Genomic DNA, 2,600 nt, shown 5'->3' with positions numbered 1-2,600 from the left:
ATGATAAATAAACAAATTTAATTAACTTTGCAAAACCTATCGGGTGGTACACGTTTCAAATGCTACCCGGGTCCCTTTTCAAGTGTTAGCTACATAAGGTATTAGCGGTTCTCTGAGAAATCGGGAAATGTGACAACCGGCTTTCTGTGAGGGAGTAGATTTTATAGGAACTCGAAATCTCATGGAAAGCCTTTTTTATAAAACCCTGAAGCTTAAAGGATACTGAACGATCGTTGGGTATTCGAGAAGCAGATTAAAGAATGTTAAATAAAAGAGTATGAAACAGACTTATATAGCCTACCTGAGACAAAGTACGCAAAAGCAGGAAATCTCGGGACTTGGAATTGAGGCACAGAGAGAAATAATACGGAATTACCTGAAGGACAGAAAAACGGTTGCTGAATATATCGAGACAGAGAGCGGAAAGAAATCTGACAGACCCAAACTTACTGAAGCTTTGGAGTTATGCAGAAAAACAAATTCTGTCCAGATTGTAGCAAAATTGGATAGATTAAGTCGGAATGTAGCCTTCACCAGTAAATTGTTGGAGAGTGATGTCGAGATCGTATTCTGTGATTTTCCGGAGGCCAACAAACTTGTACTACATATCATCTCGTCGATAGCTGAATATGAGGCGAACCTTATATCACAGAGAACGAAGCAATCCCTGAAAGCGAAGAAAGCCAGAGGTATGAAACTGGGAAAGCCTGAGAACCTGATGAATAATTGGGGACGGGCTATAATGAACAGTAACATGACAAATCACCAGAAAGCTCTTGACAACCCTAACAACAAGAGGGCGGTGGCATTGTTGAAAAGTCTGGTGAAAGAAGAACGGAGTCTGTCTGAAATGGCGAGAATCCTGAACAGTGAAGGGTTTGTTACAGCTATGGGGAAGGAGTTCAGAGCTTCGCAGGTGAGTATATTATTGAAAAGGTATAACTTAAAAGAGGATTGAAATTATGGAGCCTAAATATGTATTGATTCTAGACTTTTTTGTCGGCTGCCTGAATATCATAAGGCTGACGGACGAAGAACTGAGAGAATCGGAGAACTATGAGAATTTTGAGGATTTTCTCTCAACCATTGAGGAGAGATACGGATTCAGACTTAACAGTTGCCAATGGATGACTACTGAAAATTTAGACATCTATTGCTATCAGAATGGAGAAGAAACAGAACTCAATCTGTTATAATCAAACCAAGAAGAGAAACCGAGGTAATGCTTGGTTTCTTTTTTTTCTTTCTTCCGGAGTAGTTGGAGATGATGGTAGCAGAAGAGAATATAATCAGGTTAAATGTTTTTTTATCTGTCATTCACCATATTCTTAACCGGATGAATAATATCGGCATAGTTTTATATTTTTTTGCCGACAATCATCTCATCCGGAACTGTGAATGGTGGGATAAAAGAAAAACGACTGGAGATTTTTTTATTCCGGTCTTTATAGTGCTGTCTGAATTTGGGTTGTGAGATTAAGGATATTTTTGTTGATTGATAATAGTTGTCAGGACTGGTTCATATCTTATGATAGTCGGGATAATTGGTAGTATTGATTGTGATTGGATTTTATTTTCCCGCCTCAAGAGAAAAAGAGAGCGGAAAATGTGGGCGGAAATGATGCTTGTATAACCTCTTTAATTTTACCTTGTCAAAACAGGTTTTATAGTTTCCCGCCCTGCTTTCCCCGCTTCTTGCTTTTTGAGGGTAGGAAGAAACAAACAACTGCCGGATCATAATAAAGTCAAATAGAGATAGTGATTATAGTTCGTTGTTTTGTAATTGCCACCTTAAGCAAATGAGGTATATTGGAAGTGAACTATTGAACCTATTTCCGGCTGGGTGATGTTGGTTATAATCGGATATGAATTATTTTATTAAGTTCTGAAGTAAATGAATTGTGTCATGCTGGTTCATTAGTCTATTATTGATTTTACATATGCAACATTTTCGGGTATTCAATTTGACCAATGGAGAGTAAACGGAACGCAATCAATTTTTTTTCCTTTAAAACATATCATTTATAAGTAATAAACCCAATTTTAAGAAAAAAAGTTGATTTTAGGATATAATAATTTTTCTCTCTTTCGTCAGATGTAGGCTCACGCCGCCTGAGTGAGTAGTATAATGGATATCTTATAGTATAGTTATTATACAATTGGCTTTCAGTTTACTCTTACGTGAAGAAGCTACCAATGTTTACAGATAAGACCAGGGATATTCTGTATTAAGGGTGTAAATGCCAACTCCAAGGGGGTAGATATAGCTTTCAGGGGTGTAAAACGTTCAAAGTATCGGTTGGTTCAGAATTCAATATAATACGGTTATTGGATTATACATCAATGATTTACGCAATAAAAACAGTCTATCCTCAGAGTGTGTAAAACGCATACACACCATATATGACATAGAGAAGCCGGTTTCTTCATGATTCATCTGGTACATACGGCATGGAAAGGCTAATAAAATATTCAACAATTCACTATGTATCCGTTCCATGATGACAGTTACAATAGAGAGTCCGGTTAAAAGGGTAGTGTAAAATAAACTGTGTCACGCATTATTTATCTCTAGAAAACTCATCGGTCGGGGAACGGCC

At 37.3% G+C, this 2,600-nt stretch carries 2 protein-coding genes; both read left to right on the top strand.

Features of this window, described 5'->3' with window-relative positions; all coding sequences use genetic code 11:
• Window positions 1–277 precede the first annotated feature (277 nt).
• Window positions 278–958 (top strand): recombinase family protein, encoded by a 681-nt coding sequence (locus tag CSD97_RS18640; protein WP_098032910.1) that lies wholly within the window; start codon window positions 278–280, stop codon window positions 956–958.
• 4 nt (window positions 959–962) lie between these two features.
• Window positions 963–1,196: a hypothetical protein gene (locus CSD97_RS18635; RefSeq protein ID WP_057088420.1), complete on the top strand. Its 234-nt coding sequence runs from the start codon at window positions 963–965 to the stop codon at window positions 1,194–1,196.
• Window positions 1,197–2,600 lie beyond the last annotated feature (1,404 nt).

It is taken from the genome of Bacteroides sp. AR29 (genome assembly GCF_900217715.1).
Taxonomy (GTDB): Bacteria; Bacteroidota; Bacteroidia; order Bacteroidales; family Bacteroidaceae; genus Bacteroides; species Bacteroides uniformis.
The sequence above is the reverse complement of the archived record's forward strand: the minus strand, read 5'-3'. Positions and strand labels throughout refer to the sequence as shown.

What these genes read in the sequence shown, in the direction of transcription:
- CSD97_RS18635 (WP_057088420.1), top strand. Translation starts at nt 963, where the DNA reads ATGGAGCCTAAATATGTATTGATTCTAGACTTTTTTGTCGGCTGCCTG.
- CSD97_RS18640 (WP_098032910.1), top strand. Translation starts at nt 278, where the DNA reads ATGAAACAGACTTATATAGCCTACCTGAGACAAAGTACGCAAAAGCAG.